The sequence below is a fragment of the Kitasatospora sp. NPDC048298 genome (genome assembly GCF_043201465.1).
In the GTDB taxonomy this organism is placed as follows: domain Bacteria; phylum Actinomycetota; class Actinomycetes; order Streptomycetales; family Streptomycetaceae; genus Kitasatospora.
On the sequence record NZ_JBICYZ010000045.1, the window covers coordinates 44681 to 69991 of the forward strand.

General features: G+C 75.0%; 20 protein-coding genes and 1 pseudogene. 13 read left to right on the top strand and 8 right to left on the bottom strand.

The features are described 5' to 3' along the window. Positions 1 to 75: 75 nt before the first annotated feature. The gene (locus ACGF0D_RS28780; RefSeq protein ID WP_392921127.1) at positions 76 to 2412 is read left to right on the top strand and encodes a PP2C family protein-serine/threonine phosphatase; all 2337 of its coding nucleotides are present in this window, start codon (positions 76 to 78) and stop codon (positions 2410 to 2412) included. A gap of 228 nt (positions 2413 to 2640) precedes the next feature. On the opposite strand, the gene ACGF0D_RS28785 is transcribed toward ACGF0D_RS28780, so the two are convergent. Continuing rightward, positions 2641 to 3936, bottom strand: coding sequence for an Ig-like domain repeat protein (locus tag ACGF0D_RS28785; protein WP_392921129.1), 1296 nt, complete (start codon positions 3934 to 3936; stop codon positions 2641 to 2643). Between the two features lie 586 nt (positions 3937 to 4522). Here ACGF0D_RS28785 and ACGF0D_RS28790 point away from each other — a divergent pair. The 4 genes and pseudogenes from ACGF0D_RS28790 to ACGF0D_RS28805 form a co-directional block, all read left to right on the top strand. After that, positions 4523 to 4738: pseudogene (locus ACGF0D_RS28790) on the top strand (hypothetical protein); the annotation flags it as partial. 65 nt (positions 4739 to 4803) lie between these two features. Next, the gene (locus tag ACGF0D_RS28795; RefSeq protein ID WP_392921132.1) at positions 4804 to 5175 is read left to right on the top strand and encodes a hypothetical protein; all 372 of its coding nucleotides are present in this window, start codon (positions 4804 to 4806) and stop codon (positions 5173 to 5175) included. Positions 5176 to 5263: 88 nt separating this feature from the next. Further along, entirely contained in the window at positions 5264 to 6421 is a 1158-nt protein-coding gene (locus ACGF0D_RS28800) for a hypothetical protein (protein ID WP_392921134.1), read from the top strand. A 203-nt stretch (positions 6422 to 6624) separates the two neighbouring features. After that, positions 6625 to 7230: a hypothetical protein gene (locus ACGF0D_RS28805; protein WP_392921137.1), complete on the top strand. Its 606-nt coding sequence runs from the start codon at positions 6625 to 6627 to the stop codon at positions 7228 to 7230. 69 nt (positions 7231 to 7299) lie between these two features. Here ACGF0D_RS28805 and ACGF0D_RS28810 read toward each other — a convergent pair whose 3' ends face one another. Continuing rightward, the gene (locus ACGF0D_RS28810; protein ID WP_392877370.1) at positions 7300 to 8166 is read right to left on the bottom strand and encodes an NAD(P)H-binding protein; all 867 of its coding nucleotides are present in this window, start codon (positions 8164 to 8166) and stop codon (positions 7300 to 7302) included. Positions 8167 to 8247: 81 nt separating this feature from the next. Here ACGF0D_RS28810 and ACGF0D_RS28815 point away from each other — a divergent pair, with 81 nt between their 5' ends. Further along, positions 8248 to 9159: an AraC family transcriptional regulator gene (locus ACGF0D_RS28815; protein WP_392877368.1), complete on the top strand. Its 912-nt coding sequence runs from the start codon at positions 8248 to 8250 to the stop codon at positions 9157 to 9159. Positions 9160 to 9314: 155 nt separating this feature from the next. On the opposite strand, the gene ACGF0D_RS28820 is transcribed toward ACGF0D_RS28815, so the two are convergent. Further along, entirely contained in the window at positions 9315 to 9965 is a 651-nt protein-coding gene (locus ACGF0D_RS28820; protein ID WP_392921140.1) for a DUF4937 domain-containing protein, read from the bottom strand. A gap of 180 nt (positions 9966 to 10145) precedes the next feature. On the opposite strand from ACGF0D_RS28820, the gene ACGF0D_RS28825 reads away from it, so the two are divergent. Beyond that, positions 10146 to 11156 (top strand): GlxA family transcriptional regulator, encoded by a 1011-nt coding sequence (locus ACGF0D_RS28825; protein ID WP_392921143.1) that lies wholly within the window; start codon positions 10146 to 10148, stop codon positions 11154 to 11156. 30 nt (positions 11157 to 11186) lie between these two features. After that, positions 11187 to 11939, top strand: coding sequence for an MBL fold metallo-hydrolase (locus tag ACGF0D_RS28830; protein WP_392921146.1), 753 nt, complete (start codon positions 11187 to 11189; stop codon positions 11937 to 11939). Positions 11940 to 11978: 39 nt separating this feature from the next. Here ACGF0D_RS28830 and ACGF0D_RS28835 read toward each other — a convergent pair whose 3' ends face one another. From ACGF0D_RS28835 to gcvPA, 5 genes are all read right to left on the bottom strand, one after another. Next, positions 11979 to 12632 (bottom strand): GntR family transcriptional regulator, encoded by a 654-nt coding sequence (locus ACGF0D_RS28835; protein ID WP_392877360.1) that lies wholly within the window; start codon positions 12630 to 12632, stop codon positions 11979 to 11981. Positions 12633 to 12733: 101 nt separating this feature from the next. Then, positions 12734 to 13480: an SDR family NAD(P)-dependent oxidoreductase gene (locus ACGF0D_RS28840; protein ID WP_392877358.1), complete on the bottom strand. Its 747-nt coding sequence runs from the start codon at positions 13478 to 13480 to the stop codon at positions 12734 to 12736. Between the two features lie 62 nt (positions 13481 to 13542). After that, positions 13543 to 14685: an ATP-NAD kinase family protein gene (locus ACGF0D_RS28845; RefSeq protein WP_392921149.1), complete on the bottom strand. Its 1143-nt coding sequence runs from the start codon at positions 14683 to 14685 to the stop codon at positions 13543 to 13545. 29 nt (positions 14686 to 14714) lie between these two features. Then, positions 14715 to 16313: an aminomethyl-transferring glycine dehydrogenase subunit GcvPB gene (gcvPB, locus tag ACGF0D_RS28850; RefSeq protein ID WP_392921152.1), complete on the bottom strand. Its 1599-nt coding sequence runs from the start codon at positions 16311 to 16313 to the stop codon at positions 14715 to 14717. Then, positions 16310 to 17668, bottom strand: coding sequence for an aminomethyl-transferring glycine dehydrogenase subunit GcvPA (gcvPA, locus tag ACGF0D_RS28855; protein WP_392921155.1), 1359 nt, complete (start codon positions 17666 to 17668; stop codon positions 16310 to 16312). The genes gcvPB and gcvPA overlap by 4 nt, the downstream gene beginning before the upstream one ends. A gap of 96 nt (positions 17669 to 17764) precedes the next feature. Between gcvPA and ACGF0D_RS28860 the strand changes: the two genes are divergently transcribed. From ACGF0D_RS28860 to ACGF0D_RS28880, 5 genes are read left to right on the top strand one after another with little or no spacing between them, the layout of a single operon-like run. After that, positions 17765 to 19156: an ABC transporter substrate-binding protein gene (locus ACGF0D_RS28860; protein WP_392921158.1), complete on the top strand. Its 1392-nt coding sequence runs from the start codon at positions 17765 to 17767 to the stop codon at positions 19154 to 19156. Between the two features lie 11 nt (positions 19157 to 19167). Next, positions 19168 to 20097, top strand: a complete 930-nt coding sequence (locus ACGF0D_RS28865) for a carbohydrate ABC transporter permease (protein ID WP_392921160.1) — start codon at positions 19168 to 19170, stop codon at positions 20095 to 20097. Then, positions 20094 to 20966 carry a carbohydrate ABC transporter permease gene (locus ACGF0D_RS28870; protein ID WP_392877343.1) on the top strand — a complete coding sequence of 291 codons (873 nt, stop codon included), beginning with the start codon at positions 20094 to 20096 and terminating at the stop codon, positions 20964 to 20966. Before ACGF0D_RS28865 ends, ACGF0D_RS28870 begins: the two co-directional genes overlap by 4 nt. Beyond that, positions 20963 to 23074: a beta-galactosidase gene (locus ACGF0D_RS28875; RefSeq protein ID WP_392921163.1), complete on the top strand. Its 2112-nt coding sequence runs from the start codon at positions 20963 to 20965 to the stop codon at positions 23072 to 23074. The genes ACGF0D_RS28870 and ACGF0D_RS28875 overlap by 4 nt, the downstream gene beginning before the upstream one ends. After that, a complete protein-coding gene (locus ACGF0D_RS28880) occupies positions 23071 to 25272 on the top strand; it encodes a trehalase family glycosidase (RefSeq protein ID WP_392921166.1) in 2202 nt (733 codons plus the stop codon). Before ACGF0D_RS28875 ends, ACGF0D_RS28880 begins: the two co-directional genes overlap by 4 nt. Positions 25273 to 25311: the final 39 nt, after the last annotated feature.

The window sequence follows — 25311 nt, forward strand, 5'->3', positions numbered from 1 at the left end:
TGGGGGAACCGCGGCCCGGCGCGCGGGTGCCGCAGATCAGTGCCCGGGCACTCTGCCCCGGATCAGGAGTGCGCCGTGACCGCCGGGCAGGAGTCCTCCGCCCAGGAGGCCGCGGAACGCACCGCCCGGGCCCTGGCCGAGACCGTCCGCCGCCTCCAGGCGGCCACCTCCCGGGCCCACGCCGAGGCGCGGACCAGGGCCGCCGTCGACCTCGCCACCGGCATCCTGGCCGAGCGGCTCGGCCTGCCGGTCACCGAGGCCGCCGCACACCTCGCCCGGCTGGCCCGGGAGGCCGGCGTGCCGGTGCTCGCGCTGGCGGCGGACATCGCGGGGCTGCCGGAGCCGGAGCCGGGGTTCGATGCGGGCGCCGGGCCCGGGCCCGCGGCCTTCGGCCTCCCCGTCGCCGAACCGCCCGAAGCCGGCCCGCCCGTCGCGCCCGCGCTCGCCGCCGCACCCGACCTGCAGCACGCCGCCGGGGCCGTGCTGGACCAGGCCGCGACGGCGCTCGGCGTCCGCGCCGTGGCCGTCTGGCAGCGCCTGCCCGGCGGCGCGCTCGCCCTCGCCGCGCACGCCGGGCTCTCCGCCGAGGAGGCCGCCGACTGGGCCCGGGTGCCGCCCGGCGTCCCCACCCCGGCGCAGCGGGTCGTCGGCGGCGCGGCCGAACTGTGGCCCGGCGAGCCGGAGACGGACGGCCCCTCGGTGGGCGCCGGCGCCGCCCGGGCCGTCCTCCCGCTGCTCGACCGGCGCCGCCGCCGGGGCGCGCTGGAACTGCTCTGGCCGGCCGCCGGCCCGGACCCCGCCGCCGGCTCCGTCCCCGTGCTCGGCCCGGCCCAGCGCCGCGAGCTGTACGCCCTCGCCGACCTCTGCACGACCCTGCTCGGCAGGCCCCCCGAGCCCGTGGCCCCCGAGCAGGCCGGCGCCCTCCTGGACGGGCTGCTCACCCCCGCGCTGCTGCTGGCCCCCGTCGTCCGGGCCGACCGGATCGCCGACTTCACGGTGCTGCGGGTGAACGCCAGGTTCCGCGACCCGCTCGGCCGGCCCCGCGAGGCAATGGAGGGCGCCTCGCTGCTGGAGACGTACCCCGTCGCCTGCGCCGCCGGGCTGCTCGACCGCCTGCTGCGCGCCTACGAGACGGGCGTGCCGTCGACCGCCGAGCGGGTCCGGCTGGCCTTCCGGGACCAGGGCCCGGCCGTCCCGGTGGCCGTCCTGCTCTCGGCCGTCCCGGTCGGCGGCCGGCTGCTGGTGTGCTGGCAGCTGGACGACGAACGGGAGGAGGACGAGCGCGTCGCCCTGCTGCGCCAGGCCCAGCGGCTGGCCCGGGTGGCCGGGTTCGAGGAGCGCCCCGCCGAGGGCCGGATCCGCTGGAGCGACGGGCTGCGCGAGCTGTACGGGCTGCCGCCGGACGCGCCGCCCGTACCGCTGGACCGCCTCGCGCGGCACACCCACCCGGACGACCGGCCGGCGATCCGGCGCCTGCTGGACACCGTCCGGCACCACCACCGCACCGCCTCCGCGGTGGTCCGGCTGGACCGCCCCGACGGCACCCACCGCTTCACCCGGGTGATCGCCGAGCCGGAGGTCGACGAGACCGGCCGGCTGGTCGCCGTCCGCGGCGCCTACCACGACGTCTCCGCCCAGCACTGGACGGAGGTCGCGCTCGGCGCCACCCGGGAGCGGCTGGCCGACAGCGAGCAGGAGTCGGCCGAGCGGGAGCAACTGGCACTGCGGCTGCAGCAGGCGATCCTGCCCGCCGCCCCGCCCCCGCTCGGGGTCACCGGCCTGCACGCCGCCGTCCGCTACCGGCCCGCCGCCCAGCGCGACCGGGTCGGCGGGGACTGGTACGACGTGCTGGTGCTGCCCGAGCGGCGGGTGCTGCTCGCGGTCGGGGACGTGGCCGGGCACGGCGTCGGCGCGGCCACCGGGATGGTCGCACTGCGGCACGCGCTGCGCGGCCTCGCCGTCACCGGCGCCGGCCCCGGCCGGCTGCTGGCCTGGGCCAACACCGTCGCCCTGCGCGAACCCGGCCAGGTCACCGCGACCGCCGTGTGCGTGCTGCTGGACCCGCTCGGCGGCGAACTGCGCTGGGCCAGGGCCGGCCACCTGCCGCCGATCCGGCTCGGCGCGGACGGAGCCCAGGTGCTGCCGCTGCCGCACGGCGTGCTGCTCGGCGCGCTGGACGACGCCGAGTACGAGGAGCACACCGCCCGGCTCGACCCGGGGGACGTCCTGCTGCTCTACACCGACGGGCTGGTCGAACGCCGGGACCGTCCGGTGGAGGAGTCGGTGGAACAGCTGCTCCGGGCGGCCGGCGCCCCCGGTCCGGACCTGGAGCTGTACCTCGACCGGCTGCTGGAACTCAGCCCCGCCGACACCGACGACGACACCTGCCTGATCGCCGTCCAGACCGAATAGCAGCAAGCGGGTTGCTTCGCGGCCACCGGGCCGACTGTCGGCCTGCCCGTCGAAACGGAGACGGGGCCGGCGAGTTCATCCTCGCCGGCCCCGTCTGGTGTCACGCCGTTACTTGTGGTGGCAGCAGTGCTTGTCGCGGTTGATGGTGGTGAGGCCGCCCGGGGCGTGGCCGGCCCGGCTGGGCCCTCGCGGTGACGTGCCTACCGGTGGTGCTGCGGCGCTCCGGGATCAGGGGCTCACCGTCACGGTGATGCTTTCGGGGTTGGCGCTGTTGTCCTGGTAGACCGAGTCGCCGCTGTAGACGGCGGTGATGGTGTGCGTGCCGGGGGTGCGGAACGCGGTGACCAGCCCGCCGGCGGCGCAGCGGCCCAGGGAGAGGAACAACAGGCGGGGCCGGCCCAGGGTGGTCTGGGTGGTGGTGTCGGTGAACGTGACGGTGCCGGTGGGCGTGGTGGTGGAACCCCCGGCGGGGCAGACCAGGTCGTTGAGCACGACCGGCCGCCCGACCCGGGTGTTGCGCGGGATCGCGTTCAGGAAGGTGGTCACCGGCTGGCCCACGGTGTAGGTGATGGTCACCCGGCCGTTGTTGTTCGCCGTCCCGATGGTGGAGGCGCTGTAGCCGGTGCCGGTACCGGACGGGGTGGCGAAGCTGCTGCCCCCACCGCCCCCGCCCCCGCTCGCCGCGGTGCCCAGGTTGTTGACGGCGCCGCTGCCGCCGCCACCGCCGGCGAAGTACCCGCCCCCACCGCCCCCACCGGCACCGATGATGGTGAGGGCGCAGCCGGCGCCGATGCTGCCCCCGGCGCCACCGGTACCGACCGCGGCACCGGAGAACCCGCTCCCCGACCCACCGTTCGTAACCCCACAGAACGAAACGCTGCCGCCGGCCCCGCCGGCGCCCCCGGTGGTGGTGCTGGTGCTGCCGCCGCCCCCGCCCTGCCCCGGCGAAGCCCCGGGACCGGTGGCACTTCCCGCGGTACCACCGGTGGCGTCCGATGTTCCGCCGTTGCCCCCGTTCCCTCCCGCGCGGCTCGCTCCGGTGCCGCCGGCGGCACCGCCACCCCCGGCGACCACCAGCAGGGAGCCGCCCGCACTGACGCTGGACGCCCCGCCTCCACCCGCTCCTTCGTATTGAAAACCACTGGCCGGGTAGGTCCCGCCCGGGGCGCCGCCGTTGAACCCGCCGGCACCACCCGTGCCGTTGCCGTTGCAGCCCTTGCCGCCGGTGCCGCCGACGTCGATGGTGAACGTCATCGGGACGGTCGTCTTCGGGAGGGTGGTCACCACCCGAGCCCCCGTCCCTCCCGCCCCCGTGACGGAACAGGGGGTGCCGGTGTTGTCGGCGCCGCCGGCGCCGTCGGCGGTGATCGTGACCACCGCGTTCGCCGGGACGGTGAGGCTCTGTGGGGCCCCGGTGAAGCTGAAGGTGAACGACGGGTCAGTTCCTTGCGTCCGCACCGGAGTGGTGGCCGGCGCGGCCCCCGTCGGTGCCGCGACGGCGGGGGACAGTCCCGTACCGGACAATGCCGCGAACAGTCCTGCTACGGCCCCTGCCCGCTGCAACCGCTCACGAGTGCGGACGCCTGAGCGGGCTTCGCTTCGTCCTGCCCCCACTCCGGAGGGGAGGTGACTCGGGGCGCGGTGTCTGATCACTGGTGTCTCCTGGCGTCCTGGCTTGAGGCGAGGCCTCGGGGTGATGGATCACGCGTTCTACCAACGGGCCGGCACAGAGGCCAGACGTTCCCTCGACCTGTCACCGCCGGCACCCGTCCCCCCGAAGCGCCGATGCCGGTAGCCGCTCCCCGAGGTACTCCAGGCCGGCTCATGAGGTCGCCGCTCCGTCATGTCCGCGTCGGGAAGAAGGCTTCCTGAGCGGCCTGGTAGCGGTGGGACCCGGGACGACACCTCACACGACCTGTGCACCAGCGGTCTCGCTGACCGGACCGCGATGAACACGCACAGCGTGACGGCCGAACGGCCCGCGCGCCCCGATTACGCCAAAAGCGGCATGTCGTACACCAGCACCCCGACTGGTCTGCGAACCCGCCGGAAAACCACTGGTGCCCGACCGCACCTGAAAACTCTCGCCGGGGATGCCGCGGACGCCGCGGACGCCGCGACCCTGCGTCGGGCTCGCGGCTGGGCGGTGCTGCGCGCCCTCTCCTGCCTCCTGGTCGGCGACGCCGGGGTCCACGGCCGCCCCGGCGGCAAGCCCAGCTGGGGCCCGCCCGCCCGGGCCGCCCCGCGCCGCCTCGTCGCGACGGCCTGGGTGTCCCCGGGCGGGTCTCCGGGCGGTTGTCAGTGCGGTTTTCAGGGCGTTTGTTAGGGGCCGCCGGGGGTGGGTAGGCGCGAGCGGACGAGGGGGCCGAGACCAGGACGGAAGGGATCCCCATGTTGCTGCTGGGACTTCTGCTGATGGCGGCGTCCGGCGCGTTCGTCGGACTGCTGATCGCGGACAACCTCTCCGGCGGGCCCGACTACCAGGTGACGATCCTCGGCAGCAACCTGGTGGTGCTGAACAGCCTGAGCGTCTTCCTCGCCGGCGTCGCGCTGGCGCTGCTCTTCTGCCTCGGCCTCGCGATGATCCGGCTGTCCGGGCGGGTCCGGCGGTCGTCACGCGCGGCGCGCGCCACGCAGCCCGAGCGTACGGACCTCTCCGCGCATTCGGACCTGACGGACCTCACCGGCCGTACGGACCTCACCGAGGCGGAGCAGCGCGCCGCCACCCAGGGCGGCCGGATGCGGCACCGGCCTGGACACTGAGCACCGGCCGGGGCCGACGGGCGCGCCCCCGTCGGCCCCGCCCGTCGGCCCCGCCCACCGACCCCGCACCCCGTCCCGGGAGGCCACCATGGACCTCGCCATCCTCACCCCGCTGCTCGACCGCCCCGGCCCCTGGGCCACCGTGTACCTCGACACCTCCCGCGCCACCGAGGACGCCGCCCGGCGCCGGGCGCTGCTCGACCGCGCCGCCGTCCAGCGGCTGGCCGACGCCGGGGCCGACGACTCCGCCCGCGCGGCCGTCCGCGACCACCTGGCCGCGGCACCCGCCGCAGGGTCCCCGCCCGGGCGGGCGCTGTTCGCGGCGGACGGCGAGGTGGCGCTGGACGTCCCGCTCGCCGCCTCCCCGCCCGACGTCGCCGCCACCTGGGCCCCGCTCCCGCACACCGGTCCGCTGCTCGGCCTGCTGGACGACGCGGTGCCCGCCTGCCTGGTCGCCGCCGTCGACCGCACCGGGGCGGACCTGGAACGCTACGAACTCGGGCGCGGCGCGCCGATCGGCACCGTCGAGGGCCCGCAGTGGCAGGGCCGGGGGCACCGCGCCCCGCCCGCCGACCGCTACGAGTGGCACTACCGGCACCGGGTCGAGGACACCTGGGAACGCACTGCGGGGATCGTCGCCGAACACCTCGGCCGGACCTGGCCGCGCGGTGGCGCCCAGCTGCTCGTCCTCACCGGCGGAACCAGGGAACGCCGGGCCGTCCACGACCGGCTGCCACCCCGACTCCGTGCGGTGACCCTTGAGTTGGACGGCGGCACCGGAGCCGCCGGCACCTCCCGGGAGGCCTTCGAGCGCCGTCTCGGCGAGGCCTGGGCCCGGCACCGCGCCCGGCACCTGGCCGAGCTGCTCGACGCCTTCCACACCGGCGTCGGCCGGCCCGGCGACCACCGTACCGACGCCGCCGGCACCCAGACCGCGCCCGGCCAGGCCGCCCAGGGCATCCCCGCCGTACTGAGTGCCGCCCGGCAGCACCAGCTCGCCGCGCTGCTCCTCCAGACCGGCGGCCACGACCCCGAGCGCCCGGTGTGGACCGGTCCCGAACCCGAGCACCTCGGCGTCCACCGGGCCGACCTGCGCGACATGGGCGTCCGTCACCCGGCCCAGGCCCCCGCCGTCGACGCCCTGCTGCGCTCCGCCACGGCCTCCGGCGCCGAGGCCGTCCTCGTCCCCGAACTCGCCGACGGCCCACCCGGCGGCCTCGGCGCGGTGCTGCGCTGGCCCGCCTGAGCCGCGCCGCCTGACGCCCGCTCCGGTGGTCAGGCCCGCCGTGGCGCCACGGGACCACCGCGAACCGGCGGCCATGCGCCTCGCCGCGCCCCCGCGGTCCGATCGGGGCGGGGGCCGGTGGTCGCGGTCGCCGCGGCCGCTCACCTCCGTCGGAGCGGACGCCGCCCCACGGCCTGTCGGCAGCGGGTGGCACACTCGCCCGCATGAAGATGATCGAAGCCATCGAGGAAGTCCTGCGGGCGAACGACTCGCACGACTACCAGGGCGAGTTCACACCGGCGGGGCGGCTGCTGAGCCGTGGGGGCATCGCCGTGTGCGGGCTCGACGGCGCCGAGTTCTACACGTTCTCCGTCGTCGCCGACGGGCCGCACGAGGTGTACCTGGCGCACGACTGGGACGACGAACGGGGCGCCGACGTCACCGCGGTCGCGCTGGTGGCCGCCGGCACCACGCCCCGGGCGCTGGTGGACGCAAGCTGGGAGGAGGCGTCCGACGACGTCAACCTGCTGAGCGAGGACGCCTCGGCGATCTACTCCGGCACTCCGGGCAACCTGACCATCGGCGCCGCGCTGCGCCGGACCACCGGCTTCGCCGAGGCCGCGACGCCCGAGGCCCATGCCGTGGCCGAGTTCCGGGCCCAGCAGGAGAGCGGTTCCCGGACCCCGGTGCTCGACGTCGTCGTCGACCCGGCGAGTGGCGCGAACGCCCTGGTCTTCCCCACCCGCTACGCCACCGCGAACAGCATCCTGGTCGGCCGGGACGAGAACGGCGCGGGCGTCGGGATCTTCTGGTCCAACTTCGACGGATGAGGCGCGACCGCGGCCCGGGCGGCGGCCCTTCCCGTGCGGGGGGTTCGGCGGGCAGCGGGCGCCCGCCGCTCACCGGAACTCCGCGGCGTGCTCGGCCGCCCAGGCCCGGAAGTCGCGCGGCTGCCGCCCGGTGATCTCCCGGACGGTGTCGGTGACCGGCTCCGGGTCGTCGATGCGGGCGGCCAGGAAGTCGAGTGCGCCGTCGGTGATCGGGGCCGGCCATCCGCCGGCCAGCATCCGGTCCCGGGCGGCCGCCCGCGGGATCTCCTGCCAGCGGGCCGGCCGCCCCGCCTCCTCGCCGATGATCCGGACCTGTTCGGCCTGGGTGGGCGAGTGCGGCCCGGTCAGGACGTGGCGGGCGCCGTCGTGGCCGTCCTCCGTGAGGACCCGGGCGGCGACCTCGGCGATGTCCCGCTCGTCGATCGGGTTGAGCCCGGCCTGCCCGCCGAACCCGCGTACCACCCCGTCGGCGCGGATCTCCGGGGCCCAGCGCAGCGCGTTGGCGGCGAAGCCGTACGGCCGCAGCACGGTGTGCCGCACGCCGCTGCGCAGGAGCAGCGCCTCGATCTCGCCGTCCGGCCGCCCCGGCGAGTGCGGTCCGGCCCCGGGGACGTCCCGCACGGCGGCCGAGGAGAGGTAGACGATCCGGCCGACCTGCCCGGCCAGCGCCTCCACCGCCCGTGCCGCGCCGTCCGCGGTCGGGAACGGCCAGATCAGGAAGGCCGCCGCGGCGCCCCGCGCTGCGGCCACCAGGGAGTGCGGGTCGCGCAGGTCCCCCGGGACGGCCCCCGCCCGTCGGGCCCGCTCCGCGTCCCGGGTCAGCGCCCGCACCCGTACGGCGGCGGCGGTGAGCCGGGGCACCAGGTGGCGTCCGACCGTTCCGGAGGCGCCGGTCACGAGGATCCCGGGCGCTGCGTCGGTTCGTGTTTCCGTCATGCCCCCGACCGTAGGTCCGCGGGCCGCGGCCGCCCATGCGCACGGGTCTCGCGTTCCTGCGTGATCGTCTACTGTCGTGCGGTGGACGTGTTGAGCGACGTGGTCGCGACGCTGCGGACGGGGGAGCCGCGCTCGGCCCGGGTGGCCTGGCGGGCGCCGTGGGGCCAGCGCTTCCCGGGGGCGCCGGGGGCGGGCTTCCAGGTGGTCCTGCGTGGGTCCTGCTGGCTGCTCCCGGAGACGGGTGGGCCGGTCCGACTCGCCGCCGGGGACGTGCTGTTCCTGCCGCGCGGCCAGGGCCACGCCCTCGCCGACCACCCCGGCACCCCGCTCGCCGCACCGCGCTGCGAGCCGCCGCCGCAGCCGTACGGGAGTGCCGGGGCCGACCTGCCGGAGCCGGACACCGTGACCCTCTGCGGCGCCTACCAGCTCGACCCGGTGCACGCCCACCCGCTGCTGCGGGACGTCCCGGACGTCCTGCACCTGCCCGCCCGACCGGGGCGCCACCCGGAACTGCACGCGGCGGTGGGCCTTCTCGCCGGGGAGCTGGAGAGGCCGCGCCCCGGCGCCGCCGCGGCCGTCCCCGCGCTGCTCGACACGCTGCTGCTGTTCATCCTGCGGGCATGGTCGGAGCAGTCGGCGGGCGGGCCCGAGCACGGCTGGGCGGCCGCCCTCGCCGACCCCGCGCTGGGGCGTGCCCTGCAGGCCGTGCACGCGGACCCGGGCCGGGCCTGGACGGTCGGGTCGCTGGCGGCCGAGGCCGGCCTGTCCCGGGCGGCCTTCGCCCGTCGCTTCACGGCCGCGGTCGGCCGGCCGCCCCTGGGCTACGTCACCTGGTGGCGGATGGCGCTGGCCGCCCGACTGCTGCGGGACTCCGACCTCCCGCTCGGCGCGCTCGCCGCACGGGTGGGCTACACCTCGGAGTTCGCCTTCTCACACGCCTTCAAGCGCCACCACGGACTCGCGCCGGGCCGCTTCCGCGGTGCCTCCGCCTGACCGCCCCGCCGCCCGCTGCCCTGCTGAACGGCGGCAACCCGAGCGTCGGCCAGGAGCCGGGTCGGCCGGCGCGGGTCGGCCGGGAGCAGTCGGCGGGGACAACGGGCGGAGCCGGGGAGACCGACGCGACTCCTCGGCCCGTCGCGGTGGGTGCGTCATTCCGTGGTGGCCGCCGGCTCGGGCACGACGCGCCAGGTGGGTTCGAGGGGGAGCAGGTGGCCCGTCAGCGTTCGGACGTCGGCCGGGACGTCGGCGCGGGCGAGGAGGGCCGGGAGGTGGTGGACGGTGTACGCGTGGTGGGCGGCGGGGGTGGCCCAGAGGGTGGCGACGAGGTAGCGGTCGGGAGCGAGGCGGGTGACGGTGCCGCCGAGCATGCCGTCCGCCGCGGCCATGCCCGGGGCCCAGACCTCGTGTTGGACGGCGAGGAAGTGGTCGGCGCGGCCGGGGCGGAGGAGGCAGTCGGCGGCGCGCAGGGCGGTGGCCCGGGCGAGGGCGGCGGGGAGGGAGGGGGCCGCGCCCGGCATGGTGAGCACGACCGGGCCGGTGGCGACCGCGATCTCCGTGTAGCCGGCGCGCTGGTCGGCGTGGGCGGCGGCCGGGTCGTGGCGTTCGCGCATGAAGCGGGCGTACGCGGGCTCGTCGCTCCACAGGGCGAGCAGGAGGGCCCGGTCGCCCTCGGGCGCCCAGCCGCCGGCCTGGCCGATCAGGCCCGGCTGGTCGGAGATCGCCGACCAGCGGCGCTGGCCGGCGGCGAACGCCTCGCGTGCTCCGGGTCGTACCCGGCAGTCGATCCACTTGCCGTACATGCGGGTCATCATGCTGCGGGGAGGCGGTCGGGCGTCAATCGGGCGCTGGTCCGGGGGAGGGTCGGGCCGGAGGCGTAGGGCCGGTGGCCAAACAGCGGCGGGGCAGCGGCCCGGGTAGTGGCCGAATCCTGCAGAGTCCCGTCATTGCCGCCACCGGCGCCGCCGGGCGAGGGTAGGGGCATGAACGACGCACCCCGCCTGCCGCATCTGGTCGTGATCCCGGTGTTCCCCGGAGTGAACGCGCTGGACGTGACCGGGCCCGCCGAGATCCTCGCGCTGGCCGGACGGCTGCTGCCGCCCGGGCGGCCGGGGTACGACGTGCGGGTGTGCGCGGAGCGGCGCGGTCCGGTGGCGACCTTCTCGGGGGTGCCGCTGTACGTGACCGACACCCTGGCCGAGCAGCGGGTGGGGCCCGACACCGTACTCGTGCCGGGGCGGGTGGACCTGGGGCCGGACGGGCCGGTGCCGCAGGTGGACCCGGCGGTGGTCGGCTGGCTGAGGGAGGTCGGGTCACGGGCCGGGCGGATCGCCTCGGTGTGTGCGGGCGCGCACGTGACGGCGGCGGCCGGACTGCTGGACGGGCACCGTGCGACCACCCACTGGGCGACCGCCGAGCGGCTGGCCGCCGACCACCCGGCCGTCGAGGTGGACGCCGACCCGGTGTTCATCCGCTCCGGGCGGATGTGGACCAGCGCCGGCCTGACCACCTCGATGGACCTCACCCTCGCGCTGGTCGCCGAGGACCACGGCGACGACCTGGCCCTGGAGATCGCCCGGGTGATGGTGATGTACCTCCAACGCCCGGGCGGGCAGAGCCAGTTCAGCGTCCCGCTGGCCCACCGTGCGGGCGGCCGGGCGGACCTGGGCGACCTTCGCCGCTGGATCGGCGAGCACCTGGAGGCCGATCTTTCGGTGCCCGCGCTCGCCGCGCAACTCGCCATGAGCGAACGGCACTTCGCCCGGGTCTTCCGCGCCGAGACCGGCACCACGCCCGGGATGTACGTGGAGGCGCTGCGCGTGGAGGCCGCCCGCAGGCTGCTGGAGCGCAGCGACCACCCGCTGCCGGGTGTCGCCCGGGCCTGCGGCTTCGGCTCCGTGGAGACCCTGCACCGGGTGTTCAGGGACCGGCTCTCCACCACGCCGGGGGACTACCGGCGCCGCTTCAGAATCCCCGTAAAGAACACTGACTGAGCATCAATTCACCAGCTGAGAAGGAACACTGTGAAGATCGAGGCCACCCACATCGGAACCGCGACCGTCCTGCTGGAGGTCGGCGGCCTGCGGCTGCTCACCGACCCGGTCTTCGACCGGGCCCCCGCCGAGTACCGGCACGACCCGGTCGTGCTGCGCAGCACCGGCGGCCCGGCGCTGGGCGTGCACGAGCTGCCGCCGGTGGACGCCGTGCTGCTCAGCCACGACGAGCACCCGGACAACCTGGACGCCACCGGCCGCACCCTGCTCGCCGGGCGTCCGGTGCTGACCACGGTCAGCGGCGCGGCCCGGATCGGCGGCGGCGCGCTCGGCCTGGCCCCGTGGCAGACCCGCGAGCTCACCGTGGACGGCCGCACCCTGCGGGTGACCGGCACGCCCGGCCTGCACGGGCCGGTCGGGGACGTCACCGGGTTCGTCGTCGAGGTGCCGGGCGAGCAGGAGGCGCTGTACGTCTCCGGGGACACCGTCCACATCCCCGAACTGGACGAGGTGGGGCGGCGGTTCCGGATCGGTACGGCACTGCTGCACCTCGGCGCCGCCCGGATCGAGGCCTTCGGCGGCGGCGAGCTGATCACCATGGACGCGGCGCAGGCCGCCGCGCTCACCGCCTCGCTCGGCGCCCGCCGGGTGGTGCCCGTCCACTACGCCTCGTGGGAGCACTTCACCGAGGGGCGGGCGGAGACCACCGCGCGGTTCGCGGCGGCGGGCCTGGCCGACCGGCTGCACTGGCTCACCCCGGGCGTCGCCGAACAGCTGGGCTGACGGGCAGGTGACCGACCGGCCGGTGGGCCGAGGGGCCGTTCAGACCGCGGCGACCGGGGGCAGGCGGTCCAGGATGCGTTCCATGCCGCTGGTCCAGTTGGCCTCCAGCGCGGTGACGGCCTGGTCGAGGTCGCCGTCCAGCAGGCACTGGGCGATCCGTTCGTGCTCCTCGGCGGCGCGTTCCAGGATCTCGTGGTCGCCGACCACCACCCGCTCGTAGCGGTGCAGGGTGAGCTTCAGCGAGTCGATCATCTCGCGCAGCCGGGCGTTGGTACAGCCGGAGAGCAGCAGGGCGTGCCAGGCGTCGTCGTAGCGCTCTATCGTGCCGTGCGGGGCCTGGGGGGCGGAGAAGGCGCGGGCCTCGGCGAGCAGTCGGGGGGCGATCTCGGCCAGGTGGGCCGGGTCGGAGGTGCGCAGGGCCAGCGACTCCAGGGCGATCACGATCGCGGTGAGGTCGAGGAACTCCTGTTTGCCGGTGGGGGCGAAGCGGAAGCCCTTGCCGCGCTCGCTGGTGATGATGCCCTCGCGCTCCAGGCTGATCAGGGCCTCGCGCAGGGGCGTCCGGCTGACGCCCAGTTCCTCGGCGAGCTGGACCTCGTTGATCGACTCGCCGGGGGTGAACCGGCCGCGGCCGAGCTGCTCCAGCAGTTCGTCCTTCACCTGCTCGCGCAGCGGACGCCGCTCGATCGCCATCAGGCTTCCCTTCTTCCCTCGGTCCGTAGCGTACCGGCCGGGCGACGCACGCCGTCGCCCGGCCGCCGTACGGGGCTGCGGTGCTGTACGGTGTGCGGTCGTCAGGCGGTGCCGGCGCCGTCCACGGCGATGACCGCGCCGCTGACGAAGGCGGCGGCGTCGCTGGCCAGGAAGGCGACGGTCTGGGCGATGTCCCGGGGTTGGCCGATCCGGCCGAGCGGGCGGTCGGCGGCGTCGGTGTAGAAGGCGTCCGGGTTCTCGCCGAGCTGGCGGGCCTCCTCGGCGAGCATGCCGGTGTCGGTGTCGCCCGGGCAGACGCAGTTGACCCGGATGTTGTCCGGGCCGTGGTCGATGGCCATCGCCCTGGTCATGTTGACCACCGCGCCCTTGGAGGCGCAGTAGGAGACGGCCCGGCCGCCGCCCTTGATGCCCCAGCCGGAGCCGGTGTTGACGATGCTGCCGCCGCCGTTCGCGGCCATCAGCGGCACCACCAGCCCGCTGAGCAGCATGATCGAGCGGACGTTGACGGCCATCACCAGGTCCCAGTCCTCGTCGGTGATCTCGGTGACGGTGGAGCGGCGGATGATGCCGGCGTTGTTGAACAGCACGTCCACGCCGCCGTGTCGTTCGACGGCGGTGCGGACGGCGTGCTCGCAGTCGGGGCGCCGGGAGACGTCGCAGCGGACGAAGGTGCCGCCGATCTCCTTGGCGGCCCGTTCGCCGCGTTCGGTGTCGAGGTCGAGGAGGACGACGGCGGCGCCGAGTTCGGCGAGCAGGGTGGCGGTGGCCCGGCCGATGCCGGAGGCGGCGCCGGTGACGATCGCGCGCTTGCCGTGCAGGTCGATCATGGGGGCTCCTTCAACTGGCCCGGGGGAGACGGGGGTTCAGGCGGGTAGGCGGGTAGGCGGGTTCAGGCGGAGAGGCGGTAGACGGCGCCGGAACGGCGGCCGGTGATCACCCGGACGTGGCCGGCCAGGGCGTCGTCCAGTTCCGGGTCGCCGGTGTCCAGCAGCAGGGGCCGTCCCGCCAGGGCGGCGAGCTTCGCCTCGGTGGCGAGCACCAGCAGCCGCTCCCGGCCCGCGGCGCGCAGCAGTTCGGGGGTGAGTTGCTGGTTGCCGCGGCCGAGCAGGAAGCCCTGGCCGCCGATCGGGGAGAGCGCGATGTGCGGGGTGGTGGGCAGGGTGCGCAGCTGGTCGGCGCGGGCGTCGCGGATCAGCACCCGGGCGGCGCCGGCGAGGCCGTCGGCGTGGCCGGGGCCGAGGGCGCCCTCGGGGCCGAGCCGCAGCAGGTCGACGCCGGTCAGGCTGGCGCCCGGTGCGCCGAGTGCGGTGGCCACCGCGTAGGTGGTGCTGCCGGGCCCGAGGAGCAGCAGCCCGCCGGGGCCGACCCGTTCGGCGACCTCGGCGGCGATGCCGGCCGGCGCCCCCGGGTCGGGCCCGGAGCTGCCGGTCTTGCGCTGCTGCACCCGGGCGGGCAGCACCGGGACGGTCAGCCGGCCGTACAGCCGGGCGGAGACCCGGCCGGCCCGCAGTGCGGCCTCGTCCCGGTCCACCACCTCGGCGGCCTCCAGACGCACGCCCCGGCCGGCCGCCCAGGCCGCCGCGACCTCGGCGGCGGCCCGGGGGTGGACGGCGAACACGGCGGAGTGCATCTTGACCCCGGCCGGGATGCCGAGGGCCGGCAGGCGAGGCTCGGGCCCGAGCGCGTCCAGGACGTCGCGGGCGGTGCCGTCGCCGCCGCAGAACAGCAGCAGCCCGGCGCCGGCCGCGACCAGGGCGCGCACCGCGGCCCGGGTGTCGTCGGCGGTGGTCCGCGCCCCGGCGGGCCGGTGGACGATCCGCGCGGGCCGGCCCGCCGCCCGGGCGGCGCCGGCGCCCATCGGCCCTTCGGCCGTGATCAGCTCGATGTCCGAAGGGAGCTGGCGAAGCGTCAGTTCGGCCCGGGCGAGGGCCCGGGGGCGGGCCCCGAGCGCCAGCGCCCGCCGCTGGACCTCGGCGCCGTCGCTGCCCTGGAGGCCGACCCGGCCGCCGAGGCCGGCCACCGGGTTGACCACGAGCCCGATCCGAGCGCCCGGGGCGGGCGTCACGGCTGCTCGCCGAGGACCTTGCGGCGGTAGGCGCGCCAGCTGACCGCCCAGAGCGCCGGATCGTCCAGCGGCTCGTGCCGGATCCGGTGCACGGTGGAGTGGTGCGGCGCGGTGCGGACGGTCTCCGGGTCCTCGTACGCCTCGCGGGCGACCTCGGTCAGGATCGCCGCGTACTCGTCCAGGTCGGCCCGGGAGTAGGACTCGGTGGGCTCCAGGGTCATCGGCTCGGGGACGACGTACGGGTGGTGGCTGGTCCAGTAGTGGGTGCCGAAGTCGGCGGCGCGGTAGCCGAGGTCCTCGCTGTGCAGGCCGGTGTCCTCGTTGAGCTGCTGCCAGCTGTAGCGGACCTGCTCGACCCGGGGGCGGCCCTCGGCGTAGGGGACGGAGACGCCGCGGATCTGCCGCACCCGGTGCAGCAGGTAGTTGTTGTTGAGCACGGCGGTCTCGGCGACCTCGCGCAGCCCCTCGGCGCCCAGCGACATGATCCAGGCGTAGGCGCGCACCAGGTTGGGCACGACGCCCAGGTACGGGCGGATCTTGCCGACCGAGTCGGGCCGGTCGTCGTCCAGGACGTACCGCTCGCCGTCGAACTCGACGGTGGGGCGCGGCAGGTAGGGCGCCAGCTCGGCGGTGACGCCGCAGGCGCCGGCCGCCGGGCCGCCGCAGGCGTGCGGGGTGGAGAAGGTCTTGTGCAGGTTGAAGTGGCACAGGTCGAAGCCGGCCTCGCGGGCCCGGGTGATGCCGAGGATGCCGTTGGCGTTGGCCTGGTCGTAGGCGCACAGGCCGCCGGCCTCGTGGACGATCCTGACGAACTCGGCGATCCGCGGGTTGTAGATGCCGGTGTCCTCGGGGTTGGTGATGAGCAGCGCGGCGGTGCGCGGGCCGACGGCGGCGCGCAGCGCCTCGATGTCGGGGTAGCCGTCGGCGTCCGGGTGCAGGGTGATCACCCGGAAGCCGGCGGTCTTGGCGCAGGCGGCGTTGGAGGGGTGGGAGAAGGCGGTGGTGATGATCTCGTCGCGCTGCTCCAGCTCGCCGCGGGCGGCGTGGTGGGCGCGGATCACCGAGACGTTGGTCCAGATCGCCGCCGAGCCCGCGCCGGGCTGGAGGCTGACCCGGTCCATGCCGGAGATCTCCTTGAGCAACTGCTCCAGCCGGTGGACGAGTTCGAGTACGCCCTGGACGGTGGAGGCGTCCTGCGCCGGGTGCAGGGCGGCGATCCTGGGGTCGCGGACGAAGGTGTCGTTGACCTTGGGGCTGTACTTCATGGTGCAGGTGCCCTGGCCGACGTCCACGTTGAGGTCGGCTCCCAGGTTCTCCTGGGAGAGCCGCAGGTAGTGCCGGAGCACCTGCTGCTGGCCGAGTTCGGGCAGGGCGGGCGGTGTGCGGCGGCGCAGCGCGGCGGGCAGCCGCTCGGCCGGGTCGCCGACGGCGGCGGTGACGGCGGGTTCGGGCAGCGGGGGCAGGATGCCGCGCTCGCCGGGGGCGCCCAGCTCGAAGATCAGCTTCTCGTCCCAGCGGGCCTGGTGGAAGCGCCGCAGGGCCGGTTTGGGGGCGATGCGGGGGTCCACCGGGGTGGAGTCATGGCTGGTCGTCACTTGACGGTCTCCTCAAGCGCGTCGGCGAGGCGGTCGATGTCCGCCGCGGTGTGCAGCTCGGTCACGCAGTAGCGGCCCTCGTCCGGGCCGGCCGGGGTGCCGCCGTGCAGGCCGTGGGCGAGCAGGGCCTCGGCGATCTCGGCGGCGCCGCGCTCGCCGGTGTAGCGGACGGTGAAGTCGGCGAAGTGCACGGCGTGCGGGTCGGCCAGTTCCACACCGGGGACGCGGGCCAGGCGCTGCCGGGCGTAGGCGGTGTTGGCGAGGATCGTCTCGCCGATCTCCCGCATGCCGTGCGGGCCCATCAGGGCGAGGTAGACCCCGGCGGCGATGCCGTGCAGGGCGGCGGCGGTGCCGACCCACTCCTTGCCCTCCTCGCGCAGCGCGAAGGAGGTGCGCTCGTACGCGACGTCGCCGAAGCCGTACTCGCCGGGGACGTCGGTGGGGGTGAGGCCGAACAGCCGGCTCGGGTACTCGGCGACCAGGCGCTCGTCGTCCGGGCTGCCGATGAAGCCGGCGTTGCCGCCGCCGAAGCTCGGGTGGATGCCGAGCGGCTGGAGGTCGCCGCAGGTGAGGTCGGCGCCGAGGTCGGCGGGCGGGGTGAGCACACCGAGGCTGAGCGGGTTGACGTGGGCCACCGCCAGGGCCCCGGCCCGGTGGGCGAGTTCGACGTACTGTGGCAGCTCCTGGTCCACCCTCCCGCGGTGGTCGGTCAGTTGGGCGTAGACGGCGGCCACGTCGCCCTCGGCCAGCGCGGCCCGGACGGCGGCGGGCTCGGCCGGGACGGGCACCAGCTCGTGGACGCCGCGGACGTAGTCGCGGATCCGGGAGAGCCGGTCCGGGTCGATCGCGCCGACCAGCACCAGCCGGCGCCGCCCGGTGGCCCGTCCGGCCATCCGCAGGGCCGTCGCGGCGGCCTGGAACCCGTCGTACGTCGGCACGTTGACGACCTCGACGGCCAGCAGCTCGGCCATCAGCGACTGGTACTCCCACAGCGCCTGGAAGCGGCCGTGGTCCTCGTACGGCTCGCCCGCGTAGGCGGTGAGGAACTCGCTGCGGTTGACGATCTCGTCCACCACGGCGGGCACGTGGTGGCGGTAGCAGCCGGCGCCGAGGAAGCTGCGGCCGGGCGGGACGGCGGTGTTGCGGGAGAGCAGCTCCTCCATGTGCGCGACCAGCCGGGCCTCGGAACCGAGCGGTTCGGGCAGTCGCAGCGGGCGGTCCAGCCGGAGGGCGGCCGGGATGTCGGCGTAGAACTCCTCGACGTCCTGGGCGCCGACCGCCGCCAGCATCGCTTTCCTCACCTGCGGCGCGGAGTTGGGGATGTACGGGTGGGTTCGGGGGACGCGTGTGCTCATGCTGGCACCTTCCGCGATTTCAGTCACAAGCCTTGACGGGGTTGTGAATGCTGAGTTCTGTATACAGCATTCGGCATTCACCAGTCGGGAGGCAAGATGTCCGCACCAACCCGGCCCGAAAAACATCCCCAACTACCCGGTGAGCAGGGTGAGTTAACTGACCTGCCGTCCCGCCGGCGGATCCTCTCCGCCGGACTCGCGGGCGGCGCGCTACTGCTGACCGGCGCCACCGGCTGCGCGACCGGAGGGGCCGCCGGCACCAGCGCCAAGCAGCTCACCGGCAGCCCGGGCGCCGCCCTCGCCGGGAAGGTCACCATCTGGTCCTGGGACGTCGCCGCCAAGGCCATGCAGCGGCTCGGCAAGGCCTTCGAACAGGCCCATCCCGGAACGACCGTCGAGGTGGTGGACATCGGCTACGACAACGCCTACGACAAGATCACCGTCGGGCTCGGCGCCGGCAGCGGCCTGCCCGACATCCTCACCGTCGAGGGCAGCAGACTGCCCACCTACATCGGCAACTTCCCGAACGGCCTGGTCGACCTCACCAGCCGCTCCGCCAGCCTCAAGTCCCAGTACGCGCAATCCTCCTGGCGCACCGTGACGGACGCCAAGGGCAAGGTCTTCGCGCTGCCCTGGGACAGCGGGCCGTGCGCCCTGTTCTACCGGCGCGACCTCTTCCGACAGGCCGGCATCGACCCGGCGAACCTCGACACCTGGGACGACTACCTCACCGCCGGCACCACCCTCAAGGCCGCCACCGGAAAGAAGCTGCTCATCCTGGACTCCAAACAGGACAGCCTCTTCGCCATGCTCCTCCAACAGCAGGGCCAGCGCTGGTTCACCGACGGCAAGGTCGCCGTCGCCACCCCCGCCGCCGAACGAGCCCTCACCCTGATGAAACAGCTCGTCGACCGCGACCTGGTGGACTTCGAGAACGGCTGGGACGGCTTCGTCTCCGGCACCCACGACGGCAAGGCCGCCACCACCCCCACCGCGGCCTGGTGGGACGGCACCCTCACCGCCGAAATGGCCGACCTCAGCGGGAAGTTCGGCGTCGTCCCGCTGCCCGCCTTCACCCCCGGCGGCACCCGCACCGCCAACAGCGGCGGCTCCACCCTCTGCGTCACCGCGCAGAGCCGCAACCCGGAGACAGCCTGGGCGTTCCTCTCCTTCCTGCTCGCCGACAAGGCCAACCAGGCCTCGATGATGCAGCACGAAGGACTCTTCCCCGCCTACCTCCCCGCCCTGGACGACCCGTACTTCCAGCAGCCCGCGCCCTACTACGGCGGCCAGCCCACCATGCAGCTGTTCGCCGGACTCACCCGGAGCGTCCCCACCGTCGAGTTCACCGCGGACGACTCCAAGGCCTTCGACATCGTCAACACCGCCGTCAACCAGGTGCTGCACAACGGCGCCGACCCGGGCACCGTGCTGCGCTCCGCCGCCCGCCAGATCGCCACCGCGACCGGCCGCCAAACGGTCGCGTAGGGGCGGGCCCGATGACCAGTCCTCCGGCGTCCCTGCGCAAACCGGCGGTCACGGCCCGAGCCACCCCCGCCCGCCGCCGGCGCTCCCCACGGACCGCGGCCTGGCTGTTCGCCGGGCCCACCACCGCACTCTTCGTCGCCTTCTTCGCCTACCCGCTCGGCGCCAGCCTCTACCAGAGCTTCACCGCCCGCCGCGACGGCGTCGACGTCTGGGTCGGCCTGGACCAGTACCGGCGGATGTTCCACGACCCCGCCTTCCTGCACTCCCTGGTCAACACCGGCCTGATCCTCGCCGTCCAGGTGCCCGTGATGATCGGCCTCGCCCTGGTGCTCGCCGTCCTGCTCAACCAGTCCTGGCTGCGCTTCCGGGCCGGCTGGCGGGCGGTGTTCTTCCTGCCCGCCATCACCACCCTGGTCGCCTACGCCGTGGTCTTCCAGGTCCTGCTGCGCACCGACGGCGGCCTTGCCAACCAGCTCCTCCAGGCGCTCGGCCTCGGCCCGGTCGACTGGCTCAACTCGCCCACCTGGGCCCGGATCTCGCTGATCGGCTCGGTCACCTGGCGGTGGACCGGCTACAACGCGGTGATCCTGCTCGCCGGGCTGCACGCCATCGGCCGCGACCAGTACGAGGCCGCCTCCCTCGACGGCGCCGGTGCCGTGCGCACCTACACCAGTGTCATCCTGCCGCAACTGCGCCCGGTGGTGCTGTTCTGCGTCATCACCTCCACCATCGGCACCCTCCAACTCTTCGACGAGAACTACGTGCTGACCCGCGGCGGCCCCGGCGACGCGACGCTCACCCCGGTGGTCTACCTCTACAAGGTCGGCTTCCAGCAGCTCGACTTCGGCTACGCGGCCGCCATCGCCTGGGTGGTGGTGCTGATCATCGCGGCGGTCTCGCTGATCCAGTTCCGGTTCTACGGAAGGGAACGCCGCCGATGAGCAGCATCCCGACGACAAGGCCGGCCGCCCGGCCCGGCCGCACCCCGCTGCCCGCAAGACTCGGCCGCACCGCCGTCCTCGCCGCCCTCACCCTCGGCGCCGTGGTCAGCCTGGTGCCCTTCGCCTGGATGCTGATCGCCGGCACCCACAGCAGCTCCGAACTCTTCCACTCCCCACCGCCGTTCCTGCCCGGCGGCAACCTGCTGCGCAACCTGGCGCACCTCCAGGAGACCATCGGCTTCGGCCGGGTGCTGCTCAACAGCCTCGGCATCGCCGTCGTCTACACCGCGCTCAGCTCGCTGCTGTCCGCGATGTGCGGCTACGGGCTCGCCAAGTACCGCTTCCGCGGCCGGGGCCTGCTGCTCGGCCTGGTGCTGGCGACCATGATGATCCCCTTGCAGGTGCTGTTGGTCCCGCTGTTCCAGATGATGGCCAGCCTCGGCTGGATCGACAGCTACCAGGCCGTGATCGTGCCCTTCCTGGCCAACTCCTTCGGCATCCTGCTGATGCGCCAGGGCTTCCTCGACTTCCCCGACGAACTGCTGGAGTCCGCCCGGATCGACGGCGCCGGCGAGCTGCGCACCTTCTACCGGGTCGTCCTGCCCTGCGTGCGGCCGCAGCTGGGCGCACTGGTGATCTTCACCTTCATGGGCCAGTGGAACAGCTTCATCTGGCCGCTGCTGATGCTCAACACCGAGGACAGGTACACCGTGCCGGTCGCGCTCAACACGCTGACCGGACTGACCCACGTCGACTACTCCGGCCTGATGCTCGGCTCCTTCCTGGCCACGCTCCCGCTGATGGTGCTCTTCCTGCTCTTCCAGCGGCAGTTCGTGGCCGGCCTGCTGGGCGGAGCCCTGAAGGGATGACCGCGACCGTGACCATGGACCGACTCACCCGGGTGCCCGGCCTGCTGTACGGCGGGGACTGGAACCCCGAGCAGTGGCCCGAGCAGGTGTGGGCCGAGGACGTGAAGCTGATGGCCGAGGCCGGGGTCAACCTGGTCACCGTCGGCGTGTTCTCCTGGGCCCGGCTCCAACCGGACGCCGACAGCTGGGACTTCGGCTGGCTGGACCGGCTCCTCGACCTCGTCCACCGGCACGGCATCGCCGTCGACCTGGCCACCGCCACCGCCTCCCCGCCCGCCTGGCTGGTCCGCGCCCACCCCGAGCTGCTGCCCGTCACCGCCGACGGCGTACGGCTGGAGTTCGGCTCGCGCCAGCACTACTGCCCCTCCTCGCCCGCCTACCGACAGGCCGCCGTCCGCCTCACCCGGGCACTCGCCGAGCGCTACCGCGACCACCCCGCGCTCGCCCTGTGGCACATCCACAACGAGTACGGCGACCACGTCCAGGAGTGCTTCTGCCCCGCCTCGGCCGCCGACTTCCGCCGCTGGCTGCGCGAACGGCACGGCGACATCGAGGAGTTGAACCGCTCCTGGGGCACCGCCTTCTGGTCCCAGCGCTACAACTCCTTCGAGCAGATCGAGCCTCCCCGCACCGCGCCCGGCCCGGTCAACCCCACCCAGCTGCTGGACTGGCGCCGGTTCTGCTCGGACGCGCTGCTCGCCCTGCACCGCGCCGAGAAGGCCGTCCTGGACGAGGTCTCGCCCGGCGTCCCGGTCACCACCAACTTTATGTCGATGCTCAAGGCCCTCGACTACTGGGAGTGGAGCCGGCACGAGGACTTCGTCTCCGACGACGCCTACCCCGACCCGGCCGACCCGCGAGCCCACGTCAACGCCGCGATGAACTACGACCTGATGCGCTCGCTCAAGGGCGGCCGCCCCTGGCTGCTGATGGAACAGGCCCCCTCCGCGGTCAGCTGGCGGCCGGTCAACGTGCCCAAGACCCCCGGCCTGTACCGCCTCTGGTCGCTCCAGGCGCTGGCCCGTGGCGCCGACGGCGTCCTGCACTTCCAGTGGCGCGCCTCGGTGGCCGGAGCCGAGAAGTTCCACAGCGCGATGCTCCCGCACCGGGGCACCGCCGCACGCGGCTGGCAGGAGACCGTCCGCTTCGGTACGGAACTGCGCCGCCTCGGCGAACTCGCCGGCACCCGGCTGCGCGGGCAGGTGGCCGTCCTGCTCGACTGGGACAGCTGGTGGGCGCTGGAACTGGACGACCACCCCTCCGCCCGGATGCGCTGGCTCGACCTGCTCCGCCCCTGGTACGCGGCGCTGTACGAGCGCGGCGTCACCGTCGACTTCGTCCCGCCCACCGCCGACCCCGACGGCTACCCGCTACTGCTCGCCCCCAACCTCTACCTGCTCGACACCGCCACCGCCGACCGGCTCACCGCCTATGTGCGCGGCGGCGGCCGCCTGGTCTGCGGACCGTTCAGCGGCATCACCGACCGGCACGACCACATCCACCCCGGCGGCCACCCCGGGCCGCTGCGCGAGCTGCTGGGGATCGTGGTGGACGAGCACTGGCCGATCCCGGACGGCGCGACCACCACCCTCACCCCGGCGGGCACCGAGCCTCCCGCGGAGCCCCGGACCGAACTGCGCGCCGAACTGCGTACCGAACCACGCACCGACCTGCGTACCGAACTGCGCGCCGAACGCTGGAGCGAGTGGATCGAGACCGAGACCGCCGAAACCCTCGCCCGCTACGACTCCGGCGCACTGGCCGGCCTCCCCGCCGTCACCCGCAACCGCCTGGGCGCCGGCAGCGCCTGGTACCTGAGCTGCCACCTCGGCGCCGACCTCGGCGCGGTGCTCGACCCGGTGCTCGCCGAAGCCGGGGTGGGCGCCGAACTCCCCGGCCTGCCGGAGGGCGTCGAAGCCACCCGCCGGCACGCCGCCGACGGCACCGACTACCTCTTCCTGCTCAACCACGGCCCCGTCGAGTGCCGGGTGCCGCTCGACGCGCCCGGCACCGACCTGCTCACCGGCACCGAGGCCGCCACGGCCGTCACCCTCGCGCCGCTCGGCGCCGCCGTCGTCCGACTCCCCGCCGCCCAGGAGCGCGCATGAACCCGTTGACCCGCCGCCACGTCCTGGCCGCCGGCTCCGCCGCCCTCGCCGCGGCCGGCGTCCTCGCCGCCACCCCGGCCGCCGCCGCACAACCCCCGGACCCGGCCGACCCCCAGGCCCCGGCAGCCCTCGATGGCCCGGCCGACCCCCAGGACCGCTACGCCGACCTCCTCGACCTCCACGGCACCCCCGCCCAGGCCTATCCCGGCGACGCCCACGGCAACAACCCGATCAACGTCTTCGCCGACCTCGGAGCCTGGCACGCCTACGCCCTGCCCCGCCCCGCCGACCCGCAAGGAGGCTTCACCGGCCCGCTGTACCTCGCCCAGGAGTACCCCTGGTGGCTCAGCGACGGCCTGAGCCGCCTCCAGCTCACCGAACAGGGCCGCCCCCTGGACCTCACCGCCGGCGCCCCCGCGCGCGGCACCTCGCTGCCCGGCCTGCTGCGCCTGACCCACGACCTCGGCGCCGGCCTCGCCCTCACCCTGGAACTGCGCTTCGCCGGTAACCGCACCGCCCTGCTCCGCGCCCGCCTCGCCAACACCGGCCCGGCCGTACGCACCCTGGCCGTCGCCTGGACGGGCCGGCTGCTGCGCCCCGCCACCGGCCCGCAGCGCGAGGCGCCGCGACTGGTCGCCGCCGAACGCGGCGTGGAGGTGCGCTTCGCCAGGGTCCGGCAGACCTGGGACTACCTCACCGACGGCACCGAGCGCTTCGCCGTCCGCCACGCGCGGCCCGTCCGGGTGGTGCTGAGCGCCGACGGCGACGGCCACCGCACCGAACTCGCCGAGCCCGTACGGCTGGCGCCGGGGGAGAGCCGCAACCTGGACTGGACCGAGAGCTACACCTTCACCGAGGCCGAGTACGCCCTGGCCGCGCGGGAGGCCGACGCCGCGCTGCGCACCCCGGAGCGGGTCGCCGCCGAGGGCACCGCCCGCTGGCACGGGTACCTGACCCGGGCCACCGAGGGCGTCCCGGCCGCCCGCCGCCGCACCGCCGCCAAGTGCGTGCAGACCCTGGTCACCAACTGGCGCAGCCCGGCCGGGCGGATCCGGCACGACGCCGTCACCCCGACGCTCTCCTACAAGTGGTTCAGCGGGGTCTGGGCCTGGGACACCTGGAAGCAGGCCGTCGGCACCGCCGCCTTCGCCCCCGCGCTGGCCGCCGACCAGATCCGGGCCATGTTCGACCACCAGGCACCGGCCGGAGCGCCGGACGCCGGCATGGTCCCCGACTGCGTCTTCTACAACGACCCGAGCACCGGCGGCGGCAACTGGAACGAGCGCAACTCCAAGCCCCCGCTGGCCTCCTGGGCGGTCTGGGAGGTCTACCGGCGCAGCGGCGACCGCGCCTTCCTGCGAGAGCTGCTGCCCAAGCTCACCGCCTACCAGGACTGGTGGTACCGCACCCGCGACCACCTCGGCGAGGGCCTGTGCGAGTACGGCGCCACCGCGGACCCGGCCAACGCCACCGACCAGGACCGCGTGGAGGCGGCGGCCTGGGAGTCCGGCATGGACAATGCCCCGCGCTTCGACGCCGCCGGCGTGGTCCCCAACCGGGACGCGAACGGGACGCTGCTCGGCTGGTCGCTCGACCAGCGCTCGGTCGACCTCAACGCCTACCTGGCCGCCGACCACCGCCACCTGGCGCTGATCGCCGCCGAACTGGGCGACCGGCCCGCCGCCGAGCGGCTGCGCGCCCGCGCCGAGCGGATCGACGCCGCCGTGCGCGACACCATGTACGACCCGGCCGGCGGCTGGTTCCACGACACCGACCTGGCCACCGGGGCCCGACTCACCGCCCGGGGCCGCGGCATCGAGGGCGCGATCCCGCTCTGGTCCGGCACCGCGACCTCCGCCCAGGCCCGTACCGTCCGCCGGCTGCTGCTCGACCCGGCGGAGTTCGGCACCGCCATGCCGTTCCCGACCGTGGCCCGCAGCTCGCCGTCCTTCGACCCGGCCGGCTACTGGCGTGGCCTGGCCTGGCTCGACCAGACCTACTTCGCGATCGAGGGCCTGCGCCGGTACGGCTGGGAGCAGGACGCCCGGCGGACGGTCGAGCGGCTGCTGGCCACCGCCGGCGGGCTGGCCGGGGACGGCCCGGTGCGGGAGAACTACGACCCGCTGACGGGGGAGGGGCACAGCTCGACCAACTTCAGCTGGTCGGCGGCGCTGCTGCTGCTCCTGCTGCGGGGCTGAGCGGCCGAGCAGGCCGAGCAGGCCGAGCGGCTTTGGCTC

Coding starts and splice junctions, on each gene's coding strand:
- ACGF0D_RS28795 (WP_392921132.1), top strand. CDS start 4,804: ATGTTGCTGCTGGGACTTCTGCTGATGGCGGCGTCCGGCGCGTTCGTC.
- ACGF0D_RS28800 (WP_392921134.1), top strand. CDS start 5,264: ATGGACCTCGCCATCCTCACCCCGCTGCTCGACCGCCCCGGCCCCTGG.
- ACGF0D_RS28805 (WP_392921137.1), top strand. CDS start 6,625: ATGAAGATGATCGAAGCCATCGAGGAAGTCCTGCGGGCGAACGACTCG.
- ACGF0D_RS28810 (WP_392877370.1), bottom strand. CDS start 8,166: ATGACGGAAACACGAACCGACGCAGCGCCCGGGATCCTCGTGACCGGC.
- ACGF0D_RS28820 (WP_392921140.1), bottom strand. CDS start 9,965: ATGTACGGCAAGTGGATCGACTGCCGGGTACGACCCGGAGCACGCGAG.
- ACGF0D_RS28825 (WP_392921143.1), top strand. CDS start 10,146: ATGAACGACGCACCCCGCCTGCCGCATCTGGTCGTGATCCCGGTGTTC.
- ACGF0D_RS28835 (WP_392877360.1), bottom strand. CDS start 12,632: ATGGCGATCGAGCGGCGTCCGCTGCGCGAGCAGGTGAAGGACGAACTG.
- ACGF0D_RS28840 (WP_392877358.1), bottom strand. CDS start 13,480: ATGATCGACCTGCACGGCAAGCGCGCGATCGTCACCGGCGCCGCCTCC.
- gcvPA (WP_392921155.1), bottom strand. CDS start 17,668: ATGAGCACACGCGTCCCCCGAACCCACCCGTACATCCCCAACTCCGCG.
- ACGF0D_RS28860 (WP_392921158.1), top strand. CDS start 17,765: ATGTCCGCACCAACCCGGCCCGAAAAACATCCCCAACTACCCGGTGAG.
- ACGF0D_RS28865 (WP_392921160.1), top strand. CDS start 19,168: ATGACCAGTCCTCCGGCGTCCCTGCGCAAACCGGCGGTCACGGCCCGA.
- ACGF0D_RS28870 (WP_392877343.1), top strand. CDS start 20,094: ATGAGCAGCATCCCGACGACAAGGCCGGCCGCCCGGCCCGGCCGCACC.
- ACGF0D_RS28875 (WP_392921163.1), top strand. CDS start 20,963: ATGACCGCGACCGTGACCATGGACCGACTCACCCGGGTGCCCGGCCTG.
- ACGF0D_RS28880 (WP_392921166.1), top strand. CDS start 23,071: ATGAACCCGTTGACCCGCCGCCACGTCCTGGCCGCCGGCTCCGCCGCC.